A 21,280-nucleotide genomic window follows, 5' to 3' on the forward strand; every position below is an offset into this window, starting at 1 on the left:
TCAGCTGCAACAGCATGGCCGCACGCGGCGGCGCGGGGCAACATCGGGGTGAATGGCTTCAGGCGCCCCGCCGTTCTCCGCCTCCGCCACCATGGCCGGGGCACCACCCGGAGAACGGCGGGGCGAACTGGACGGAGGGGCCGTGCTGCTGGGGTTGGGCATCTTCTTCGCGGTGACCGGCGCACTGGCGGCCCTGCTCGCGAGCCCGCGGTCCCGGCGTGAACGCCGTCTGCGCAAGCACGGCCGGCTGGCCACCGCGATCTGCCGCGAGCACCTCAACCCCGCCGAGCCCGAGGGCCCGATGCGGATCCGCTGCGGCTTCCGGGTGGAGCCACACCGAGGGGAGTACCGCGCCGTCGTCCGGACACGCGAGAGCATTCCCCAGGTCGGCGCGGAGCTCAGGATCGTCTACGACCCCCAGGACCCGGCCTACGCCGAGAACCTCGACTACATGACCACGGCGTCCTTCGGCCGCGGGGACCTCATCGTCGCGGCGCTGTGGATCGTCATGTACCTCATGGCCGCGTCCTGCGTCGCGACAGCCGACTGAGGACGGAACTGCGGCACCCCGGGCGGGCAGCGGTTGCAGCTGACGCCGGCCCGCGGCACCGCTCGGCCCGCCGGTCACCGACCGGCGGGCCTTCGCGCTCGCATCACTGGTTGTTGACCCAGACGGTCAGGCCGCTGCATGTGTCGTCACCGAGGTCGTTGACACAGGCCTTGACGCGCACCCTGCTGCCCTTGCCGCCCCAGGCGTTCGAGCTGCTGTGCTCGTAGAAGTCCTTGTTGCAGGAGCCCCAGCCGTATGCGCCACCGGTGTAGGTGCAGGTGCCGCTGCGGTAGGTGCCCCACGTGCCGGTGCTGTCACGGAGCTGGTTCTGCCAGTAGGCGTAGACCTCGTTGGCGTCCGGCGAGAGGTCCTGCACGTATATGACGTCGCCGTACGGCTTGAAGCACGCCGTGGCCGTCAGGTTGCCGACCGTGATGCACGTCCTGTCGCCGGTCGGAGCGTCGCTCCAGGCCGCGTTGTCACTCTCGGCCGCTGCCGCCGGATTGCTCATCGCCAGGACGAAGAGCCCCGTGGCAACGGCCCCCACCATGGTTCGCATCGCACCGCGCATAACAGTGTCTCCACTACCTCGTGACCAGAAGTTCGGATCAGTGTCAGACACTCGTCACTCACGGCGTACCTATAACTTTTCAGGGAAGGGTGCCCCCGAACCGGGGCACCCGTGTCCCCCATCAGTGGAAGAAGTGCCGCGTCCCCGTGAAGTACATCGTCACGCCCGCCTTCTTCGCGGCCTCGACGACCTGCTCGTCACGGACCGAACCGCCCGGCTGGACAACCGCCTTGACGCCGGCCTCGGTGAGGATCTCCAGGCCGTCCGGGAAGGGGAAGAACGCGTCCGAGGCAGCGTAGGAACCCTGCGCGCGCTCGGCGCCCGCCCGCTCCACGGCCAGCTTCGCCGAGTCGACGCGGTTGACCTGCCCCATGCCGACGCCGACCGAGGCACCGTCCTTGGCGAGCAGGATGGCGTTGGACTTCACCGCGCGGCAGGCCTTCCACGCAAAGGCCAGCTCTGCGAGCTCCGACTCGGACAGCGCCTCGCCGGCCGCCAGGGTCCAGTTGGCCGGGTCGTCGCCCTCGGCCTGGAAGACGTCCGTCACCTGGGCCAGGCCGCCGCCGTCGATCGGGCGGAACTCGGCGACCAGCTCTGGCGCCTCGGGGCAGCGCAGCACGCGGATGTTCTTCTTCTTGGTGAGGGCTTCGAGCGCGCCCTCCTCGTAGTCGGGGGCGACGATGACCTCGGTGAAGATCTCGGCGACCTGCTCGGCCATCTCCTTGCTGACCGGCCGGTTGACGGCGATGACACCGCCGAACGCGGACAGCGGGTCGCAGGCGTGCGCCTTGCGGTGGGCCTCGGCGACGTCCGCGCCGATCGCGATGCCGCACGGGTTGGCGTGCTTGATGATCGCGACGCACGGCTCGGTGTGGTCGTACGCGGCACGGCGGGCGGCGTCCGTGTCCGTGTAGTTGTTGTACGACATCTCCTTGCCGTGCAGCTGCTCGGCAACCGCCAGGCCGCCGCAGCCACCGGTGTAGAGGGCGGCCGGCTGGTGCGGGTTCTCGCCGTAGCGCAGCACCTGCTTGCGCTCGTACATCACCCCGATGAACTCCGGGAACTCCTCGCCGTCACCGGCGTACTCGCCCGCGAACCAGCCCGCGACCGCCACGTCGTACTCGGCGGTGTGGCGGAAGGCCTCGGCGGCCAGCCGCTTGCGGGTGGCGAGGTCGAAGCCGCCGTCGCGCACGGCGGCGAGGACGTCGGCGTACCGCTCGGGGCTGGTGACCACGGCGACCGAGGGGTGGTTCTTGGCGGCGGCGCGGACCATCGACGGCCCGCCGATGTCGATCTGCTCCACGCACTCGTCGGGCGAGGCGCCGGAGGCGACGGTCTCCTGGAACGGGTAGAGGTTGACGACCACGAGGTCGAACGGCGCGACGCCCAGCTCGTCGAGCTGCTGCCGGTGGCTGTCCAGGCGCAGGTCGGCGAGGATGCCCGCGTGGACCCTGGGGTGCAGGGTCTTGACGCGGCCGTCCAGGCACTCGGGGAAGCCGGTGAGCTCCTCGACCTTGGTGACGGGGACGCCGGCGGCGGCGATGCGGGCGGCGGTGGAGCCGGTGGAGACGAGCTCGACGCCGGCCTCGTGCAGACCGCGCGCGAGGTCTTCCAGACCCGTCTTGTCATAGACGCTGACGAGCGCCCGTCGAATGGCCCGCTTGTTGCTCTCGGCGGTGGCGGTCACTGGATAACTACCTTTCGTCCCTCAATGCGATAGCCGTTGCGGGCGAGCCGCCCCACGACATCGACGAGCAGCCTTCGCTCGACTTCCTTGATGCGCTCGTGCAGCGCACTCTCGTCGTCCTCGTCCCGGACCTCCACCACGCCCTGCGCGATGATCGGCCCGGTGTCGACGCCGTCGTCGACGAAGTGGACGGTGCAGCCGGTGACCCTGGCGCCGTACGCGAGCGCGTCGCGGACACCGTGGGCGCCGGGAAAACTGGGGAGGAGCGCGGGGTGGGTGTTGATGAACCGCCCGCCGTAACGGGCGAGGAACTCCTTGCCCACGATCTTCATGAACCCGGCGGAGACCACGAGATCGGGCTCGTACGCGGCGACGGCTCCGGCGAGGGCCGCGTCCCACTCCTCGCGGGTGGCGTAGTCCTTGACCCGGCACACGAACGTGGGCAGCCCGGCGCGCTCGGCCCGCGCCAGCCCCTCGATGCCGGCGCGGTCGGCTCCGACGGCCACGATCTCGGCTCCGTACGCCTCGGCGCCGGTGGTCGCGATGGCGTCGAGGAGCGCCTGCAGATTGGTGCCGGATCCGGAGACCAGCACGACGAGGCGCTTGACCACGGGCTTGGCGGCCACGGTGGGGCCCTTTCTCGGGGAAGCATGTGCACGGTCGGCCGGGTACGGCGCCGGTATGTGCGTTCGTACGAATGCTTCACGCCCCCGGATACGGGGAAGCCTACGAAGCGGCCGACCGTCAGCAACGATACCGGCACACCGGGCATCCCCCATGGGACGGGGGCGTGGCCGGAAGGTAGCGTCTGGGAGGAGCGAGCTCGGGAACGCGGCCGGGGTGCGGTGCGTTCACGAGAGGACAGCTCACGCCAGACCGGTCGTTCGAGACCAGCCGTTCCAGACCAGCCGTATTTCACCAAGGGGAAGACGCTCACTTGATGTCGGACCGCAGCCTGCGACTCCTCACGCTCCCCCCTCAGTCGGCACGGGGAGGGGAGCGTGTCGGCGTGCTGCTGCGGGAGCGCCCCTCGACGCCGCCCGGCGCGCCCTCGGGCGACGCCGACGACCGGCGGGGCGGTGCGGCCCAGGACGACAACCCGTTCGCGCCGCCGCCGGAGGGCACGCCGGACCGGCCGTGGCAGCCGCGGCGCCCGTCCGGCGACGGAGGGGACGCCGGGGGTTCACAGGGCTCCCCCGACTCTTCGGGCTCCTCCGGCTCACAGGGTGAGGGCGGCCGACCCGTGTGGGGCAGCCAGTGGAGCGACCGGCAGCCCGGCCGCTCCTCCAACGGCGGCTTCGGCGACCGGCCCGGCCGCAGCCCCGAGGGGCCGGGCGGCGGTCCGGGCCAGAGCGGACCGCGCTGGGACCCCACGGACCCGGCACAGCGCCGCGCGCGCTACACGCTGCTGGCCGGCATGTGGGCCTTCTTCTTCGCCCTCTTCAACTGGCCGTACGTGGCACTGCTGCTCGGCGCGCCGGCCCTCTACTGGGGCATCAGCTCCCTGCGCACCAAGCCCCGCACCCCCAGCCCCGAACCCGGCCCCCACGACACCGGCCCGCCCACAGACCGCGGCCGCGGTGAGCGGCCTGGTCACGGCGTCCCTGGCCATCATGCTCGTCGCCGCGACCTTCACCGCACAGTTCGTACCGCGACTACTACACCTGCACCAACGACGCCCTCACCAACGAGGCCAGACAGGCGTGCACCAAGCTGCTGCGGACGAGTTGCGGGGGTTTTGGGGCCAACGCTTAGGGGTGCGCTTCGGGGGCTCGGGCGTTTGGAAGGCGCTGGACACGTCGGGCTCCGGGATGCGGCGGCCTCCGCGCAACGCCGGGCTCCGGGGGGCGAAGGACTCCGAGCAATGCGGGCTCCGGAAGGCGCCTGGCATCAGGAGTCGTCCGCTCCGGTGGCTCCGCCCTCCTGGACGCCTCCTTCAACGCCGCCCAGCGGACCTCGCGGGTGTCGTCGCGCCAGGGCATCGGGGGTCGACGGGCAGGAAGTCGTAGGGCTCGAGGGTGGGGTCGTACGGGGCGTCCGGGCGGCCTGCGGAGGGTGCGGCCTGCGATGCGGTCGGCCGAGGATCCGGGCCGACACCGTCGCGCTTGCGGGATGACGAGCCGCTGGAGAAGGGCCACCGCCGGCGACGTCGCCGCACACCGGTGTCCGACGCATCCGCGCGGGCCTCCGGCCTCTGCGTCCCGGAGTTCGAGGTCCCCGCACCGGGATGCGCCATCTCCGTCCGGCTGTTCGCCGCATCCGCGCCGGATTCCGATACCCGCCCCTGCCGCTTCGCCAGCCCCTCCCCGGAGCCCGACGCCCGCGTCCGCCCGCCGCGACCCCTCCCCGAAGTCCAACGCCCGCACCTGCCGCTTCGCCAGCCCCTCCCCGGAGCCCGACGCCCGCGTCCGCCCCGCCGCCGACCCCTCCCCGGAATCCGACGCCCCCCCAACCCTCGCCGTCGCCTCCCTGGCATCGGCCACGCCCGTCCGAACGTTCGCCTCGGTCGCCGCAGACTCCGGATTCTTCACACGCCCCTTCGCCCGACCGCCCCCGCATCCGCCGCTCCGCCCCGCCGTTCGACTCCCCCACCGCGGAATCAATCACCCCGGCCCAGACGTCCAACTCGGTCGCCGCAGCCTCCGGACTCTCCACGCACCCCTTCATCCCGACCGCCGCCGTCCGCCGCACCCGCCCCGACGCTCGGCTCCCCCACCACGGGATCGATCACCCCGGCCCACACGTCCAACTCACTCGCCGCAGAGCCGGCCGCTCCAGCCGGGGCACCCGACCTCCGGCCGCAGAATCAACCGCCCCGGCCCACGCCTCCAACCCGCCTGGCCCGGAATCCGACATCCCGGCCCGAGCCTCCGCCGTCCCTCCCCGAAGCCGACGCCCCACCCCAGCGCCTCCGTTCCGCCGGCACCAGCCCTTTCCCGTTGCCCGGCGATGGTCGCCGTAGCTCCCTGCTCATGCTTCCGGCACCGCCAAGCCCGTACCCCTACCGCGGTCGGAACCGCCACGACCGCCGTCCACGCCAGCGTCGCCGCCCCCACCTGCCACCACACCGGCCCGAACCGAGCCAGCGCGTCCACCCCGAGCGGCCCGCCCGCCAGCCCTGCCAGCACGGCGAGTCCCGCCGCGCACCACACAGCCGCCAGCCCGGTGCAGCCCGCCGTACGCCCCCATGACCAAGGCATCCCCCTCGCCTCCTCGTCCTCCCCGCCCCGGACCGCCGCCCTCCCCGTGAACCACCCGACCGTCACGCCGGCCGCCACCGGCACCACTGCGGCAGCCCAGTTCAACGGCGTCCCCGGGCCCGCCTCCGGTAGCGCCGCCAGCAGGGGGAACGGCGGGAGCAGCGGGGCGGTGTCGGTGGACAGTGGGGTCGTCGTGTGCCCGACGCCGAGCGCGAACCCGGGGCCGAGGGCATAGGCCGCACCCCACACCGCCGAGTTCGGTACGAGCGCCGCGCACAGCAGCAGCACCGCGAACCGCCCCGACCACCCCTGCGTCAGCTGGGCAAAGGCCTCGCGGGCCGCGCCGCCGTGCCACAGCAGCGACACCGCCACCAGCAACGCCCCGCCCCCGACCAGCACCGCGGCCCCGGCCGCGGCCGCCCGCGCCGAGACATCCAGCCGCTCCCGGGCCTCAGCCCCGAGGAACAGCCGCCGCAGACCGCGCGGCAACAGGATCAGCACGCCGTCCACCGGTCCACAGGGCCGCCCGTACGCCGTCCACACCCCCGCTCCCGCCGCGCCCACGGCGATCACCGGCAGACACACTGCGGCCCACACCCAGTCGGCCCGCAGCGAGCCGCCTCCCGAGGCGTACACCGTGGCCATGCCCCCGACGGCGAGGTACCCCAGCACCACCCCGCCCACGCCGTACGGACACCCACCGGTGCCCGACCCTCCGGCTCCCCGTCCACCGCGTCCCGCGCCGCCCGGTGCACCAGCCACACCGGCAGCACGAGCAGCAGCAGCGGCGTGACGCCGACCGGCGCGGGAACGCCGGAGAGCGTGTCGGTGCGGACCAGCTCCGCGCCGTGCGCCAGCAGCCACAGCCCCGCGGCGACATGCAGCGCGCCCCCCGGCCCGCTGTCGGGATAGGGCGAGGTGATCCACAGCATCATCACGAGCACGGCGAACGAGCCGAGCCCCAGCCCGGCCGCGACCGCGCCACCCAGGAGGCTGGCGGCCAGTCCGGGCGATCGGCGACGCAAACGGGTGAGCAGGGATGACAGCGGCGATCGGCGGTCGGACATCTGAATCACGACCGTCATGCTCCCAACGACACGCGCTTTCCCGTCGTAACAGGCGAACCTCCGATGTGTCGCCCAATATGTGTTTATGTACTTTTTCGTACGAAGGGGTGTCCTGTGAGGCAGAGCAGCCCTGCGACCCCGCTCCCCCCGCCCAAGGAGCGCCGCCGCCTGCGCGAGGCAGGTTCGCTGACTGTGGCTCAGGTCGCGGAGCGCATGGGTGTCTCCCGTCGGACGGTGCGGGCATGGGAGGCCGACCGCACGACTCCACGCGGCCGGAAACGGCAGGCGTACGCAGAATTGCTGAACGCGCTGACGACCGAGGCCGGCACGGAGACCGGCATCGAGACCGTCACCGATCGCGAAATCCCTGCGAAGAAGACAGCTGTAACGGTACGTCACGATCAGCGGGAACCCGAGGCCCAGCCCGACCCCTTCGCGCCGTCGTCACCGTCCTCTCTGACCCCTGCTCAGGCCTTCGACGCCCTCTACGCGTTCTGCGTCCCCGCCCTCGTCCGGCAGACTTACCTGCTGACCGGGCGGCGCGAGCTGGCTCGTGAGTCGGTCGAGCGGGCGTTCCAACTCGCCTGGCAGCGCTGGCCCGAGGTGGCCGTCGACCGCGACCCGACGGGCTGGGTACGGGCGGCGGCGTACGAGTACGCCCTCTCTCCCTGGCACCGGTTCCGCCCGCGCCATCGCCACCCCGAGGCGCCGCCGGCCGACGCGTCCGACCGCACGCTGCTGAACGTACTTCTGAGACTCCCGCCGCCGCACCGCCGCACGCTCCTGCTGTACGACGTCGTGGGCCTGGACCTGCCGGAGACCGCGGCGGAGACGGAGGCGAGCACCCCGGCGGCGGCGAACCGGCTGCTGCATGCGCGCGAGGCCGTCGCCGCGCGGCTGCCGGAGCTGTCCGACCCGGCCGAACTGCACCGGCGGCTCGCCCGCCTGGCCGACACGGAACGACTACGGGCCTCCAAACCGTTCACGGTACGCAACGGCAGCGAACGCCGCGCCCGTTTCTGGACCCGGGCCGCCATCGCCTTCACGGTCACCCTCATCGGCGCGACAGCCCTGACCCTGCGCACGGCCCCGACACAGTACGAGCCGCCGGTGGCACCGGGCGAGACGGTGCGCGGGGTACCGCCGCGGGCGGCGCCGGGACCCTTGTCGGAGCAGCAGCTGGCGCTGCTGGAGAAGCTGCGCATGGAAACGGCCGGCGGACCGGAACGGCTGGTGCCGGAGCCGCGGTGAGGCGGGGACGAACGAAAACGCCGGTGGGCCCGCCCCCATTCGGGGAACGGGCCCACCGGCGGTCAGTCGGAGGACTCAGCCGGCGAGGATCTCGCGCGCCAGCTTCGCCGTCTCGGTCGGGGTCTTGCCGACCTTGACGCCCGCGGCCTCCAGGGCCTCCTTCTTCGCCTGGGCGGTGCCGGACGAGCCGGAGACGATGGCGCCCGCGTGGCCCATGGTCTTGCCCTCGGGCGCGGTGAAGCCCGCGACGTAGCCGACGACCGGCTTGGTCACGTTCTCCTTGATGAAGGCCGCGGCCCGCTCCTCGGCGTCGCCGCCGATCTCACCGATCATGACGATCAGGTCGGTGTCGGGGTCAGCCTGGAAGGCGGCCAGGGCGTCGATGTGCGTGCTGCCGATGATCGGGTCGCCACCGATGCCGACGGCGGTCGAGAAGCCGATGTCACGAAGCTCGTACATCATCTGGTACGTCAGCGTGCCGGACTTCGAGACCAGGCCGATACGACCCGGCTTGGTGATGTCGCCCGGGATGATGCCGACGTTGGACTGGCCCGGGGTGATGATGCCGGGGCAGTTCGGGCCGATGATGCGGGTCTTGTTGCCCTTCTTGCCGGCGTACGCCCAGAAGGCGGCCGTGTCGTGCACGGCGATGCCCTCGGTGATGACGACGGCGAGCGGGATCTCGGCGTCGATCGCCTCGACGACGGCGTCCTTGGTGAACTTCTCCGGCACGAAGATGACGGAGACGTTGGCGCCGGTGGCCTCGATGGCCTCCTTGACGGTGCCGAAGACGGGTACCTCGGTGCCGTCGAAGTCCACGGTCTGACCCGCCTTGCGCGGGTTCACGCCGCCCACGACGTTCGTGCCGTCACCGAGCATGAGCTTGGTGTGCTTCATGCCGGTGGCGCCGGTCATGCCCTGGACGATGACCTTGCTGTCCTTGTTGAGCCAGATAGCCATGGTGTGTGGATGTCCTCGTCCTCGGTGCTTACTTGGCGGCTGCGGCGAGCTCGGCGGCCTTGTCGGCCGCGCCGTCCATGGTGTCGACGCGCTGGACCAGCGGGTGGTTGGCGTCCGTGAGGATCTGCCGGCCGAGCTCGGCGTTGTTGCCGTCGAGGCGGACGACCAGCGGCTTGGTGACCTGCTCGCCGCGGTCCTCGAGAAGCTTCAGGGCCTGCACGATGCCGTTGGCGACCTCGTCACAGGCGGTGATGCCGCCGAAGACGTTGACGAACACGGAGCGGACGTCCGGGTCGCCAAGGATGATCTCCAGGCCGTTCGCCATCACCTGGGCGGAGGCACCGCCGCCGATGTCCAGGAAGTTGGCGGGCTTGACGTTGCCGTGCTTCTCACCGGCGTACGCGACGACGTCCAGGGTGCTCATCACGAGACCCGCGCCGTTGCCGATGATGCCGACCTCGCCGTCGAGCTTGACGTAGTTGAGGTTCTTCTCCTTGGCGGCGGCCTCGAGGGGGTTGGCCGCGGCCTTGTCGTGGAGTTCCTCGAAGTCGGGGTGACGGAACTCGGCGTTGTCGTCGAGCGACACCTTGCCGTCGAGGGCGATGACCTCGCCGGAGGCGACCTTGGCCAGCGGGTTGACCTCGACCAGGAGGGCGTCCTCCTTGATGAAGGTGTCCCACAGCTTGACGAGGACGTTCACGACCTTGTCGGCGACCTCGGCCGGGAACTTGGCGGCCTCGACGATCTCGCGGGCCTTCGCCTCGTCCACACCGTCGATGGCGTCGATCGCGATCTTCGCGACGGCCTCCGGGCGGGTGGCCGCCACCTCCTCGATCTCCATGCCGCCCTCGACGGAGGCGATGGAGAGGAAGGTGCGGTTGGCACGGTCGAGGAGGAAGGAGACGTAGTACTCCTCGAGGATCTCCGGGGCCGTCTCGGCGAGCATGACCTTGTGGACCGTGTGGCCCTTGATGTCCATGCCGAGAATGTCCGTCGCGCGGGCAACGGCCTCGTCCGGGGTGGCGGCCAGCTTCACGCCACCGGCCTTGCCGCGGCCACCGACCTTCACCTGCGCCTTGACGACGGACTTGCCGCCCAGACGCTCGGTGATCTCGCGCGCCGCCTCAGGCGTGTCGATGACTTCACCGGCCAGCACCGGTACATCGTGCTTGGCGAAGAGGTCCCTCGCCTGGTACTCGAACAGGTCCACGCGCTTCCGTCCCTATCAGTGATCTCGCGGTTCGTTGGATGCGTGGGCGTGCCGCGAAGGGCAACGTGACGACCGCATGTGTCACAAGGGAAGCGCACACGGTGTCCGAGCGCGCGGCATGTCCGTCTCGCAGGTTATCCCCGCTTGCTGGGGGTCTCTAAATCGCGGGTCACACCTGAGCGGTGATACCTGTCACATGATGCCGCACTCACTGGCACGGCGTGCCGTCGGTGAGGGAACAGACGGTGACCGGCCAGCGAACAGGCCAGGGACGGCACAGGGCCTCACCGGGCTGGGGTTGACCCGGTGAGGCCCCTTGAGCATCCCCGAGGGGCCTGATGTACGGCCTCGGGGCACGGGTCCGGCGATCCCCACCCCAATGGGGACCGCGGGCCCCGACCGCAGGTTTCCGTCCGGACGGACCGACGGCTTTCGGCCGTCGTGGAGCGGAGCCCTGCGGGGTCTGGATGCGGGCCTCTGTCCTGCGAGACCGCGCTCGGTCAGATGCTGTACGTGCCGCCCTGGCGTACGTCCTGGACGTAACCGGGGGTGATCGACTCGGCGACGCCCTCCGCTCCGGAGACGGCGTGGCCGGTCAGCGAACCGCCGGTGGACTGCACGGTGCCGGTGAGGTCCTGCGCGAAGGGCGCGACCTGCCCGGCGACACCGTGCACGAACGGGGCGGCCTCGCCGGCCACGCCGCCCGCGAACGGAGCGACGTCGCCCACCACGCCGTAGGCCAGCGTCGTGGTGCTGCCGCCGACACCCTCGACGACCGGCCATACGGTCTCGGTGACGGTGTCGACGAGCGGCTGGACCGCACCGGTGACGCCCTGCGCGAACGGCGGCACCTCGCCCGCCACGCCCTCGGCGAAGCCCCCGGCCTGCTCCGTCACGCCGTACGCCAGCGGCGGTACGCCCCCGGCGACCCCGCCGGTGAAGTACTCCGTATCGCCCACGGCGCCGTACGCCAGCCCGCCCGCGTCGGCGACGGCCTGCCCGGCGACCGGCACGACACCCTGCACCGCGGTGTTCGCGACCGGCGGCAGTACGGTGCCCGTGGCGTCGCCGGTGACCTGCCCGACGAGGCCCGCGGCGTACGGCGGCACCTCGTCGACGACACCGGTCGCATACGGCGGTACGTCCGCCACCACACCCTCGGCCACCGGCCGCACGTCCCCGACCGCACCCCAGGCGAGGGACTGCACGTCCGTGACGGCCTCGGCGGCGACCGGCTGCACGCCCGCCACCGCACCGCCCGCCACCGCATGCACGTCCGTGACGGCACCGCCGGCGACCGGCTGCACGCCCTGCACGACGCCGCCCACGACAGGCTGAACGTCGGCGACCACTCCGTACGCCATCGCAGTCGCGGCGTCCACGGCATGACCGGCGACCGCGGCGACCCCGGCGACGGCACCGCCGGCGACCGGCGTCACTCCGTGCACCGCGTCGGTCACGGCGGGCGCGACTGCGTGCACGGCGTGACCGGCGACCGGGGTCACCCCGGCCACGGCTCCGGTCGCGGCCGGCCGGGCGCCGTGCACCACTCCGGTGGCGGCGGGCACGACGCCCGCCACTGCCTGGCCGGCGACCGGCACCACACCCGTCACCACCCGGTCGGCGACCGGCCGCACGCCGGCCACGGCGGAGGCGGCGACCGGCGGAACGGCGGCCGCGGCCGTCTGCTCCACCACCGGCGTGACCGCGCCCGGCACGGTGGTGACCGTGCCGACCACGCGCTGCTCGACCCCGCCGACCGTGCCCGTGACGTGGCCCGGCACGGAGGCGACGCTCGCCTCGGCGGCGCCTCCGACGGCGCCGACCTGGCCCTGAGCGGTGGTGACCGCACCGGCGGTCCGCGCGTCGGCCCCGGCGACCGCGGCCTGCGCGGCATGCGTCACGCCCGCCGCGGTGCGGCCCGCGCCCGCCACCGCGTACTGCGCCTTCGTCCGTACGACACCCTCGACGCCCTGCGTCTGCGACCGCGCCGCCGCCTGGGTGCCCTGGAGCCTCGTCTGCGCCGCGGCCAGCGCCTGCTCGAGCTCGGGCGCGAAGGCGGAGAGGGGGCCGAAGAGGTAGTCGACCGTGTCCTGGGGCGTGGTGGGGGCGGCCGCTGCGGTGTCGGCGACGGTGGCCCCGGCCGTGCCGGCGACCTCTCCGGCGGTGACCTCGGCCTTGGCCTGCGCGGCTCGGGCGGCCTGGGCACCCTGGACGGCCTGCGCGCCCCGGACCTTGGCCGCCTTCGGCACGCTCACGTCGGCGTCGACGTACCGGCGGGCCTGCTCCACGGCACCGCCGTCGCCGGACGACGCGGCGGTGGCGCGCGCCCCGTCCGTGGTCGTCCGGGCGGTGCCGAGCCCGTCCGTGACGGTGGAGGTCGCCTTGCCGACGCCGGCACCAGTGAGGGCGTCCGTCACGCCGGTGTCCTGCGCATCGGCGTGGGCGAGGTCGGAGACGACGCCGTCGACGGCGTCGGTGACCTCACCGAGCGTGCTCTCGGCATCCGTGGTCGCGTCCGACACGGAGAGGGAGGAGGCGGGCAGTTCGTCGGCGCTCGCGACAGCGGAACCGAGCGCCCACGCGCCGGTGACTCCGGCGGCTATGACGATGGAACGGCGGATGTTCTTGTTCATTGCGTGCGTCTGATCCTTCGGGACTCGACGTCGGAAGCGCGAGACCGCGAGCAGGTCACCAGGAGGGGCAACCTTGTGCTCGGGCTCGTGCCAGGGGACTTGGGGAGCTTCCGGCGCCGTCTTCCGCTCGCGGTCCGGGGAGTGGGGACCGACGGCTATGGAGACGACTCCGGCGGCTTCCGTCCGGGAACCGGGGGAGGTCCGGACGGTCGGGCAGACCTGTTCCGCCCCCGCGCGGCAGGTCTACGGCGCGGGAAAGGCCTGCCCTAGCCGGGGAATACCGGGATGTCCCGGTGCCGGTCCCGTGTCCCCTCCGACTCGACGCGCACGATGGCGCCGGGCACGAGCCGCAGCCGCGCCCGGTGGTTCGAGGTCACGGCGTGCGCGTCGCCGTGCCGGGACGTGCCGCTGTCCGCCGCCGAACGGTTGCCCAGCATGCCGTCACCACGCCCGGCCGGCACCTGATGCACCGGGGCGTACCGGCCCCCGGCCCGATCGTGCTGCCCGCTGCCGTGGACAGCGGCCACGACCTCGCCGGACGAGCCGCCGAGACGCGGCCCATGGACGCCGTCGGCGCCCGCCTTGCCGCCACGCCTCTCGGAACCGGCCTCGGGGGACGGCGACGTCCCCGCAGCGCCCGGCTGGGGCGTCACCGCCCCGGGCAGCGGCGGGAACTGCCCCGGCAGCCCGGGGAGGACGGGGGGCGTGGGCAGGTACCCGGGAGGCTCCGGAAGGCCGGGCAGTTCGGGGAGGACGGGCAGCGTGGGTGAGTCGGACAGCCCCGGCAGCCCCGGCAGCGACGGCAACACGGGCAACGACGACAGCGGCGGCACCTCGGCTTGCGCGGTCACGGTCTCCACCACGCCACCGACCGGCCGTATCACTCGCTCACCCACGGACCCCACGAGGTCCTCGGTCACCGGCCGCACGATCGACTCGCTGTCCCGGCCGTGAGGAGCCTCGGCAGCGGGATGCCCTACCGGTCCCGGCGACACGTCCGTGACCGGGGCACCGCCGCGGTCGGCGGGGTCCTGAGAGCCGCCGAAGTCGTGGTCGGTCCCGCCCACAAGACCCTGCGCCAACGACGCAGCGCCCTCTGCCGAAGTCGACTTCACGACCTCGTCCGGCCTCGCCTTCGCCGAAGTCACCGAAGCCGACGGGTCGACCGAAGCCGGCGAGTCGACCGAAGCCGAAGCCGAGACAGTCACCGAGGCCGGAGAGGTCGCCGATGTCGTCGAGGCCGTGCCGTCCGTCGCCCGTGCCTGCCCTCCGTACAGCACCCCGAGCACGAACAACCCACCCACCAGCAACACCATCTGGAGCGCACGCCGCCCGGCCGCCGCGCGCAGCACACGCACAGCGGCACCGGACAGGGCTGCTGACCAGATCAAGAGAGGGAGGGTCCTCCGATGCGGCGGAACGAGCCGCGTAGTGGACGACGCGGTACGGGCGAGCGGAGCGCGGCGCACCGCTGACGAGGCATCGATCCTTGCACGGGACTCCCGAGGTTGCGCAAGCCCCCCGTTACCGATGGGTAGTCATATCCCCTTTCGAGAGGAACTCACCCGGTGCTCCCCGGTCGTCATGTGGTGTCCGGTATCGGAAGCGGACGCTTCTCGATGGCTGCCGCCATCACTTCCGGGAACAGGTCCGGCGTACAGGCGAACGCCGGCGCGCCGAGCCCCGCCAGCGCGGACGCGTGCTCCCGGTCGTAGGCGGGCGCCCCCTCGTCCGACAACGCGAGCAGGGTCACGAACTGCACCCCCGACGCCTTCATCGCCGCCACTCGCTTGAGCATCTCGTTCCGTATCCCCCCTTCGTAGAGGTCGCTGATCAGCACGACCACCGTCTCCGCGGGCCGGGTGATCTGCGACTGGCAGTACGCCAGCGCCCGGTTGATGTCGGTGCCGCCGCCGAGTTGGGTGCCGAAGAGGACGTCGACCGGGTCGTCGAGCTGGTCGGTGAGATCGACGACCGCCGTGTCGAAGACGACGAGCCGCGTACTGATCGACCGCATGGACGCCAGCACCGCCCCGAACACGGACGCGTACACGACGGACGCCGCCATCGACCCCGACTGGTCGATGCAGAGGATGACCTCCTTCTTCACCGACTGGGATGCTCGCCCGTAGCCGATGAGCCGCTCCGGCACGATCGTCCGGTACTCCGGGAGGTAGTGTTTGAGGTTGGCCGCGATCGTGCGGTTCCAGTCGATGTCGTGGTGGCGCGGCCGGTTGATGCGGGCGCTGCGGTCGAGGGCGCCGGTGAGGGTGGCCCGAGTGCGGGTGGCGAGCCGCTTCTCCAGGTCCTCGACGACCTTGCGCACAACGGCTCGTGCCGTCTCCTTCGTCGTCTCCGGCATCGCCTTGTTCAGCGACAGCAGCGTGCCGACAAGGTGCACGTCCGCCTCCACGGCCTCCAGCATCTCCGGCTCCAGCAGCAGGGCGGACAGCCCGAGCCGGTCGATGGCGTCGCGCTGCATGACCTGCACGACGGACGACGGGAAGTACGTACGGATGTCCCCGAGCCAGCGGGCCACGGACGGCGCCGACGCCCCGAGCCCCGCCGAACGGTCCTTCCCCGTCTGCGGTTTGTCCCCCTTGCCGTAGAGCGCGGCGAGCGCCCCGTCCATCGCGGCGTCCCGCCCGCCGAGCGCACACCCCGTACCGTCCGCCGCCTCGCCCCCCAGCACCAGCCGCCAGCGCCGCAACCGCTCCCGGGCGGCGTCGTCCGACTCGGCCACGGCCGTGGACTCCGTCGTCATACGTGCTCCTCCCCCACGCGCTCCCCCGCCCGGTCCACCGGTGCGGCCGTTCGACTCGTCCTGCGTCCGCCGATGCTCCTGCTCATCCCGCCACCTCCACCAGGCCGGCGCTTTCGTCTGCTCCCGACCCGTCCAGCCCCAACAGCAGCCGCACCAGCGGCTCCACTGCTGTGGCGCGTTCGGCGTCGAGACCGGGCCCGAACCCGGGTATGCCCGCTCCCGCCGCCTGTGTGTTCCCCCGCTGTCCCGGCCCGCGCCGCACCAGCTCGCCGAGCGTTCTGCGCACCCCCGGTTCGTACGCCGAGAAGGTGCGCCGCAGCAGGGGCAGCACGTCCGTGAACGCTTCTGCCGGCACTCGGGTCAGCCAGCCGTCGACCAGTCCGAGCAGCCGCTCGTCGTGGACGAGCAGCATCCCGCCCCCGCCGCCTCCGCCGACGAAGCCCTCGATCCACGCGGCCGCATCCGCCGGCGCCGTCCCCGGGGAGAGCGCCAGCCCCATGAGCCGCGCCGCCTCCTCCTGGGCCAACTCCCCGTCGTCCAGCAGCAGCCGCACCGCCCGCCCCTGGATGACGCCGGGCACGGTGTCCCGAGCGGACAGGACCCGCAACACCGCATGCCAGCGTCCGCGCAGGCCATCGTGTTCCGGTGTGCCGGCCTCGCCGAGCAGCCCCACGGCGGTGTGCACCGCGTCCACATGGCCCCGCATCTCCTGGGCCGCGTCCGCGTCGAGAGCGGCACAGGCTGGGGGCAGGCCGACGAAGATCCGCTCGGCGAGGCCGGCGGCGACCTCGGTCAGCGCTCCCGTGTCGGTGCCGCGCACATCGCCGTAGCGCAGCGAGCGGACCAGGGCTGGCAGCGCCTGGGCGAGGTGGCCGACGTCAGTGTCGAGCGCCGCGCGGTCGGCGAGGATCCGCATCACCGCCGGGAGAGCGTCGGGCAGTTCGGCCAGCAGACAGCGTTCGGCGAGCCCGGTGACCTCGACGAGGCCCTGTGCCGCGGTCGCGTCGGCCTCCGCCTTGGCGGTCGCCGCGGCGAGCACGGTCGTCCCCCACACCCCGGCTTCGGCGACCCGCACGGACAGCTCCGGCTCCCAGCGCAGCCGCCACGTCTCCCGGAAGGTCCCGGTGCTGCCGCGCGACACCGTCGGCTCGCCCCAGGCGACGCCGAGCAGCCGCAGCCGGTGCAGCAACCGACTGCGCCCGGCGTCGGTCTCCTTGCGCAGGTCGAGCTCCAGCTCCCGCTCCAGCGCCTCCGGTTTGAGCCGCAGCCGCCGCTGGAGCCGGGCGAGGTCGCGTTGCAACGGCACCGCAGGCGCCGCCTCCGGCACCTCCCCCAGCACATCCCCCACGACCAACCGGTCGTGCACCAGCGCCAGCGGCACGTCCGAGCCCTCACACATCACGGCGCGCACGGCGTCGGTGGTTTCGCCGAGGCCGGCCAGCGGACGCCCGCGCATCGCCGCGAGCGTCTCGGCCAGCCGCACCGCCTCGATGACATGCGCCGAGGAGACGATCCTGTCCTCCGCACGCAGCAGCCCCGCCACCTTGGTCATCCATCGCTCCACCGGGCGGTCCGGCGCCGCGAACAGATGGCCGTACCATCCCGGCGAGTCAATGCCCGCGCCGTATCCGCTCGCCCGGGCCAGCCGGCGGTACGTCCACGGCACCCAGGTCATGTCGGCCTTGACCTTGGGCAGCCCCTTCACCAGAGCCCGGTCGGCGGCGACGGTGGCCTTCTGCCGCAGTGCGGGCACGTGCCACGCCCCGCACACGACCGCCACGCCACCCCCGAACTCCCGCTGCGCGGCCCGCACCTGGAGCCGCATGTACGCCTCCCGCACGAGATCCCGCTCGTGCCCGCCGCTCCCGTACGCCTCCCGCAAGGCCCCCATGGCCTCCTCGAGCACGCCGAACGGAGCGAACGCATCCCTCTCGCCCAACCCCCGGTGCTCGACGACGTCCTCCCACCAGCGCTCGGGATCGTCATAACCTGCGGCATCGGCAAGCACGGCGAGCGGATCGACCCGAACGTCCGTCTCGGTCATCTCCGGTTCGGCGGCGTCGCCGGCATCCGCCTCGTCCGCCTCCGGTACGGCAGCGCCCCCGGCATCCGCCTCGTTCGCCTCCGCTTCCGCGACGTCGGTGGCCTCCGCCTCCCCCTCGGGATTCGTCACCGTCTCCCCGCCCCACACCAGCGTGTGCGTGACCGGAAGATCGATGAAGCGAGCCGGCACCTCGTGCTCCAGGGCCCACCGGATCGCCACCCACTCCGGCGAGAACTCGGCCAGCGGCCAGAAGGCCGAACGGCCGGGATCGTCCACGGCGTGGGCGAGGAGGGCGACCGGTGGGCGCATGTCCTCGTCGGCGGCCAGCGGGATCAGCGTGTCCGCCTCGGGCGGGCCCTCGATCAGCACCACCTGCGGCCGGGCCGCGTCCAGCGCCGCCCGCACGGCCCGCGCCGAACCCGGCCCGTGATGCCGCACACCGAGCAGCAGCGGCTCGGCCCCGGGCCGCCTGCTTCCTGCCCTCTCAACGCCTGTCACGCCGTCCCCCTCGCCTGCGAGGCCACCCCAGGTCGTCGTCGACCGCTGCCCGGACGTCCCCCGTCACCTCCATCGATCCGCCCGCCGTCGAACTCCCCTGCGCGAAATCCCACCGGTTGTCGCTCACGCGCTCACCTCCCGGCAGGCCCGGTAGAAGTCCTTCCAGCCGTCCCGCTCACGGACGACCGCCTCCAGGTACTCCTGCCAGACGACCCGGTCGGCCGCCGGATCCCGGACGACGGCGCCGAGGATGCCCGCGGCGACGTCGCTCGGTCGCAGCACGCCGTCGCCGAAGTGCGCTGCCAGCGCAAGGCCGTTGGTGACGACGGAGATGGCCTCGGCGGTGGACAGCGTGCCGCTGGGCGACTTCACCTTCGTACGACCGTCGGACGTGACACCGTCGCGCAGCTCCCGGAAGACCGTCACCACACGACGGATCTCGTCGACGCCGTCAGGCACAGCGGGCAGATCGAGGGAGCGGCCGATCTGGTCGACGCGGCGCGAGACGATGTCGACCTCGGCCTCGACGCTCTCCGGCAGCGGCAGCACCACGGTGTTGAAGCGCCGACGCAGTGCGCTGGAGAGGTCGTTGACCCCTCGGTCGCGGTCGTTGGCCGTGGCGATCAGGTTGAAGCCGCGGACCGCCTGCACCTCCTGGCCCAGCTCCGGTATCGGCAGTGTCTTCTCCGACAGGATCGTGATGAGCGTGTCCTGCACATCGGCCGGGATGCGGGTCAGCTCCTCGACGCGTGCGGTCATTCCCTCGGCCATGGCCCGCATGACGGGGCTGGGCACCAGCGCGTCCCGGCTCGGGCCGTGGGCAAGCAGCTGCGCGTAGTTCCACCCGTACCGGATCGCCTCCTCCGGCGTGCCGGCAGTGCCCTGCACCAGCAGGGTCGAGTCACCGCTGACCGCTGCGGCCAGATGCTCGGACACCCAGGTCTTCGCGGTGCCGGGCACGCCGAGCAGGAGCAGGGCGCGGTCGGTGGCGAGCGTGGTGACGGCGACCTCGATGATGCGGCGCGGGCCCACGTACTTCGGTGTGATGACCGTGCCGTCGGGCAGGGCGCCGCCGAGCAGGTACGTCGCGACAGCCCACGGCGACAGTTTCCAGCGGGTCGGCCGCGGCCGGTCGTCCTGCGCGGCCAGCGCGGCAAGTTCGTCCGCGAAGGCGTCCTCGGCGTGCGGGCGCAGCGCTTCTGCCGCGGGCGCGGATGTGCGCGCGCCCGCGCTCGCGGTTGTAGGTGTCTCCACGCCCGTGTTCGCGGGCGCGGACCCGTTCTGGCTCGGGTCGACGGACGTCGGTTCTACGGACACAGGCATGGCTGAGTCCCCCTCCAGCTCGGCCGGTTCGGTTCTGGCATCCACGGTGCACCACACCACTGACAATGCGATATGACCTGCGAAAACGTGCCGGCGGCCGCGCTCGCGAGACCGATTGTCAGTGGGGGGATCTACCTTCGATGCCATGACTCAGCAGGGGGTGCGCTGGACTGCAGATCAGGTGCTGGCACTGGCGCCGGACGCGGCATCGCGCAAAGCGGGAAGCAAACTCGGTGCGGCGGGGCCGTGGTCCGAGGCAGGCAGTTCTGACGAGGGGACGCTGTGGGGGCTGTGCAAAGGCAGCGGCAGCAAGCCGTATCAGACGGTCATCGACATCGCGGACGCGTCCGGTCCCGCGTACAAGTGCAGTTGCCCGAGCCGCAAGTTCCCGTGCAAACACGCGCTGGGGCTGCTGCTGCTCTGGGCCGGCGGCGACGGCGCGGTGCCACCGGGCAAGGCGCCGGACTGGGCCGAGCAGTGGACAGCGGGGAGAAGGAAGCGTGCTGCGGAGAAACGAACGGCGAGCGCGGGCGGTTCCCCGTCCGGCTCCGCTGATCCGGAGGCGGCGCGGCGCCGGGCGGAGCGCCGGGCCGAGCGGATCACAGCGGGGACGACCGAGCTGGAGCAGCGTCTGACGGACCTGCTGCGCGGAGGGCTGGCCGCGGCGGAGCAGGCGGGGTACGGGCTGTGGGAGGAGACGGCGGCCCGCATGGTCGACGCCCAGGCTCCCGGACTGGCCGGCCGCGTAAGAGAGTTGGGTGCGATCCCGGCGTCGGGTCCGGGCTGGCCGGTGCGGCTGCTGGAGGAGTGCGCGCTGCTCCATCTCCTCGACCAGGGCTGGCTGCGTCGCGACGGGCTGCCCGAGGGACTGGCGGCGACGGTCCGTTCCCGCATCGGTCTGCCCGCCTCGGCGGACGGCCCGCCGGTGCGCGACCGCTGGCTGGTCCTGGCCCAGTACGACAGGGCGGACGCCCGTCTGACGACCCGCCGGATCTGGCTGTACGGCGCCGAATCCGACCGCACCGCTCTCCTTCTCTCCTACGGCGCCGCCGGCCGGGCCCCCGAGCTCGCACTGCCGGTGGGGCTGACCCTGGAGGCGGAGGTGTCCGCCTACCCGGGCGGGAGCCGGCAGCGCGCCGCCCTGGGGGAACGGTTCGCGACGCCCACGTCCACCTCGATACGTCCACCAGGAGTGACGACGACGCAGGCGGTAGCCCGCTACGGCGACGCCCTCCGCGCCGACCCGTGGCTCGACTCGGTCCCGGTGACGCTGGACCGGGTCATACCGACCCCGGACGGCGACTCATGGCAACTGGCGGACGCCGACGAGAACGCGGCACTGCCGCTCACGCCCACCGCCCGCTCCCGCCCCGGTCTCTGGCGGCTTGTAGCCCTGTCCGGCGGTGCTCCTGTCAAGGTCTTCGGCGAGTGCGGTCACCAGGGCTTCACCCCACTGACGGCCTGGCCGGCGGGCGCGGGCGAGGCGGTCCAGCTGTGCTGAGCCGCGGCCTCTCGGCGC

The 21,280-nt window shown here is 72.6% G+C and carries 14 protein-coding genes and 2 pseudogenes; 4 read left to right on the plus strand and 12 right to left on the minus strand.

All coding sequences use genetic code 11. The features are described 5' to 3' along the window. Positions 1 to 52: 52 nt before the first annotated feature. Entirely contained in the window at positions 53 to 550 is a 498-nt protein-coding gene (locus tag StrepF001_RS17345; protein WP_129799182.1) for a hypothetical protein, read from the plus strand. A 103-nt stretch (positions 551 to 653) separates the two neighbouring features. Here StrepF001_RS17345 and StrepF001_RS17350 read toward each other — a convergent pair whose 3' ends face one another. The 3 genes from StrepF001_RS17350 to purN all read right to left on the minus strand — a co-directional run bounded on the left by StrepF001_RS17350 (position 654) and on the right by purN (position 3,434). Beyond that, on the minus strand, positions 654 to 1,100 hold the full coding sequence (locus StrepF001_RS17350) for a hypothetical protein (protein ID WP_240797552.1): 447 nt from the start codon (positions 1,098 to 1,100) through the stop codon (positions 654 to 656). A gap of 142 nt (positions 1,101 to 1,242) precedes the next feature. Beyond that, positions 1,243 to 2,808 (minus strand): bifunctional phosphoribosylaminoimidazolecarboxamide formyltransferase/IMP cyclohydrolase, encoded by a 1,566-nt coding sequence (gene purH, locus StrepF001_RS17355; RefSeq protein WP_129799183.1) that lies wholly within the window; start codon positions 2,806 to 2,808, stop codon positions 1,243 to 1,245. Further along, positions 2,805 to 3,434, minus strand: a complete 630-nt coding sequence (gene purN, locus StrepF001_RS17360) for a phosphoribosylglycinamide formyltransferase (RefSeq protein ID WP_129799184.1) — start codon at positions 3,432 to 3,434, stop codon at positions 2,805 to 2,807. Before purN ends, purH begins: the two co-directional genes overlap by 4 nt. 314 nt (positions 3,435 to 3,748) lie before the next feature. On the opposite strand from purN, the pseudogene StrepF001_RS47970 reads away from it, so the two are divergent. Further along, positions 3,749 to 4,563: pseudogene (locus StrepF001_RS47970) on the plus strand (hypothetical protein). Between the two features lie 995 nt (positions 4,564 to 5,558). Here StrepF001_RS47970 and StrepF001_RS17375 read toward each other — a convergent pair. Next, complete coding sequence (locus StrepF001_RS17375; RefSeq protein ID WP_346656949.1) at positions 5,559 to 6,770, minus strand: DUF6350 family protein; 1,212 nt, start codon at positions 6,768 to 6,770, stop codon at positions 5,559 to 5,561. Beyond that, positions 6,731 to 7,093 (minus strand): annotated as a pseudogene (locus tag StrepF001_RS50090) (DUF6350 family protein); the annotation flags it as partial. The gene StrepF001_RS17375 and the pseudogene StrepF001_RS50090, both read right to left, overlap by 40 nt. A gap of 96 nt (positions 7,094 to 7,189) precedes the next feature. On the opposite strand from StrepF001_RS50090, the gene StrepF001_RS17380 reads away from it, so the two are divergent. Further along, complete coding sequence (locus tag StrepF001_RS17380) at positions 7,190 to 8,326, plus strand: helix-turn-helix domain-containing protein (RefSeq protein WP_240797553.1); 1,137 nt, start codon at positions 7,190 to 7,192, stop codon at positions 8,324 to 8,326. 75 nt (positions 8,327 to 8,401) lie between these two features. On the opposite strand, the gene sucD is transcribed toward StrepF001_RS17380, so the two are convergent. From sucD to StrepF001_RS17415, 7 genes are all read right to left on the minus strand, one after another. Then, positions 8,402 to 9,286 (minus strand): succinate--CoA ligase subunit alpha, encoded by an 885-nt coding sequence (gene sucD / locus StrepF001_RS17385; protein WP_129799186.1) that lies wholly within the window; start codon positions 9,284 to 9,286, stop codon positions 8,402 to 8,404. A gap of 28 nt (positions 9,287 to 9,314) precedes the next feature. Further along, positions 9,315 to 10,496, minus strand: a complete 1,182-nt coding sequence (sucC, locus tag StrepF001_RS17390) for an ADP-forming succinate--CoA ligase subunit beta (RefSeq protein ID WP_129799187.1) — start codon at positions 10,494 to 10,496, stop codon at positions 9,315 to 9,317. Positions 10,497 to 10,996: 500 nt separating this feature from the next. Continuing rightward, on the minus strand, positions 10,997 to 13,132 hold the full coding sequence (locus StrepF001_RS47975) for a hypothetical protein (protein ID WP_240797554.1): 2,136 nt from the start codon (positions 13,130 to 13,132) through the stop codon (positions 10,997 to 10,999). Between the two features lie 266 nt (positions 13,133 to 13,398). Then, positions 13,399 to 14,523 (minus strand): hypothetical protein, encoded by a 1,125-nt coding sequence (locus StrepF001_RS49540; protein WP_129799188.1) that lies wholly within the window; start codon positions 14,521 to 14,523, stop codon positions 13,399 to 13,401. Between the two features lie 191 nt (positions 14,524 to 14,714). Beyond that, the gene (locus tag StrepF001_RS17405; RefSeq protein ID WP_129799189.1) at positions 14,715 to 15,896 is read right to left on the minus strand and encodes a VWA domain-containing protein; all 1,182 of its coding nucleotides are present in this window, start codon (positions 15,894 to 15,896) and stop codon (positions 14,715 to 14,717) included. 82 nt (positions 15,897 to 15,978) lie between these two features. Further along, the gene (locus StrepF001_RS17410) at positions 15,979 to 18,438 is read right to left on the minus strand and encodes a DUF5682 family protein (protein ID WP_129799190.1); all 2,460 of its coding nucleotides are present in this window, start codon (positions 18,436 to 18,438) and stop codon (positions 15,979 to 15,981) included. A gap of 123 nt (positions 18,439 to 18,561) precedes the next feature. Continuing rightward, complete coding sequence (locus tag StrepF001_RS17415) at positions 18,562 to 19,761, minus strand: AAA family ATPase (protein ID WP_129799191.1); 1,200 nt, start codon at positions 19,759 to 19,761, stop codon at positions 18,562 to 18,564. 145 nt (positions 19,762 to 19,906) lie between these two features. Here StrepF001_RS17415 and StrepF001_RS17420 point away from each other — a divergent pair, with 145 nt between their 5' ends. Continuing rightward, positions 19,907 to 21,262 carry an SWIM zinc finger family protein gene (locus StrepF001_RS17420; RefSeq protein ID WP_129799192.1) on the plus strand — a complete coding sequence of 452 codons (1,356 nt, stop codon included), beginning with the start codon at positions 19,907 to 19,909 and terminating at the stop codon, positions 21,260 to 21,262. Positions 21,263 to 21,280 lie beyond the last annotated feature (18 nt).

It is taken from the genome of Streptomyces sp. F001 (assembly GCF_004187715.1).
In the GTDB taxonomy this organism is placed as follows: Bacteria; Actinomycetota; Actinomycetes; order Streptomycetales; family Streptomycetaceae; genus Streptomyces; species Streptomyces flavusporus.